Raw genomic sequence first — 1,602 nt, forward strand, 5'->3', positions numbered from 1 at the left:
CTTCCGATCTAAAGAACAAAAATACCCCTGCTGCTCCCGCCAATCCGTCTGTTCCTGGAAACGGTGGAAATAACGGGTCCGTTACGCCATCAAATCCTGCTAATCCTGCTAATCCGTCAACTCCTGGCGCTCCAACAGTAAGCACTGATGCGAGATTCCAAAAGGTAAATCTCGGTGCAATTCCTAATTCGGAATTAGACATTTTTGCATATAACATTGCTGGAGAAAAACTGGACATACCTAAAACTGCCAGTAAAAATCACTATGAAGTCAAAGACAGGGAAATTGGATTTTACTTGAATCGTTCGGCTACAAAACCTCTTACTATAGCTGTTCCAACAACAATGGATGTAAAAGCAGGCGGAGGAGCAATGGCATTTTTTGAAGGAAATAGCGTTTACAGTGGAAACACACACTTTTTTACAGATCCTCAGGAAGCCGTTAAGCATTATTTCACAAAACTTATAAACAATGCTGATAAATTGACATTCAATATGGAGCCTAATTCATATTTGTTCGTACTTAAAGGTGTTGAGGTAGAATTGTCTAAAACTGATGTTTCAAATCTTCTTGCCAAAATTCCTGCAAATCAAAGACCAACAATTAATGGTACTGGCTATAAACTGGTTAAATTTGATAATTCCAGACTTTTTGTAGACAAGGATGTAAACTTGGATGACCCTAACGACTTGTATAATAAAGTAGATGTTACAAATTCTACTTTCACTATTAATTCTGGTAAAACAATTACTGGAACAAAAGACAATCAAATTGGAATTAAAGGACTGTATGGATTTGAATATGAATTTGTTCCAAACGATATGAACTATAACCGTGGTACTATCGATATGAAAGGTAGCAACTCAATCGGAGCATACGGTACTGCGTCAAACTTTGATAACCGTGGAAAAATTTCTGTTGGTAAAAACTCTGTTGCGGTTTACTGGAGTGCAGAATCTGAATTTGACTATGGACTGCTTGGACCTTCTGCTCCTATTCCGCACAACTCTGCAAGAAACGATGGAGAGATTCTCCTTGGGGAAAATTCAACAGGAATGTATATGGACAAGCCTTACTATGACAACAAAGGATTTATTACAAATTTAAGCAATGGAAAAATTGAAAGTACAGCAACTAATGTAATCGGAATGTGGTCAAATGTCCGTAACCAGAAAAAAGATCCTGCAGCTTCAGATACTCCACAAGATGTAATTGGAAGTGTTGGGGAAATCAATCTTTATGGAGATAAGTCAATCGGAATCTATGCTGGCGGAGATGGTGCCTATAATGTAGAAAATCAAAAATATTTTGGTTCTACTGGAAAAATTAGAATAGGTGATTCATCTGACAGAAACAACCCAAGCATGGGAATGTACAGCGATAATCCAAATGCAAAAATGATAAACAACGGAATTATAGAAATCGGTAAAGATTCAATCGGTATGGCAGGAATCAACGGAAACACTTTAGAAAACAAAGGAACTATCAGCATCACTAAGGATGGCGGTATCGGAATGTACTTGGCAAATGGTTCTAAAGGTACAAACAGCGGTACAATAACTACTGTTGGAACTCCAAAAGATGCAATCGGCGTAGTTATAG

General features: G+C 37.8%; 1 protein-coding gene and 1 pseudogene. One reads left to right on the forward strand and one right to left on the reverse strand.

The features are described from left to right. Positions 1 to 202 (reverse strand): hypothetical protein (locus tag Q0370_RS08310; RefSeq protein WP_299574526.1); only part of this gene is annotated, 202 nt, incomplete at its 3' end. A 142-nt stretch (positions 203 to 344) separates the two neighbouring features. On the opposite strand from Q0370_RS08310, the pseudogene Q0370_RS08315 reads away from it, so the two are divergent. Further along, a pseudogene (locus Q0370_RS08315) lies at positions 345 to 1,602 on the forward strand (autotransporter domain-containing protein); the annotation flags it as partial.

It is taken from the genome of uncultured Leptotrichia sp. (assembly GCF_938036635.1).
Classification (GTDB): domain Bacteria; phylum Fusobacteriota; class Fusobacteriia; order Fusobacteriales; family Leptotrichiaceae; genus Leptotrichia; species Leptotrichia hongkongensis.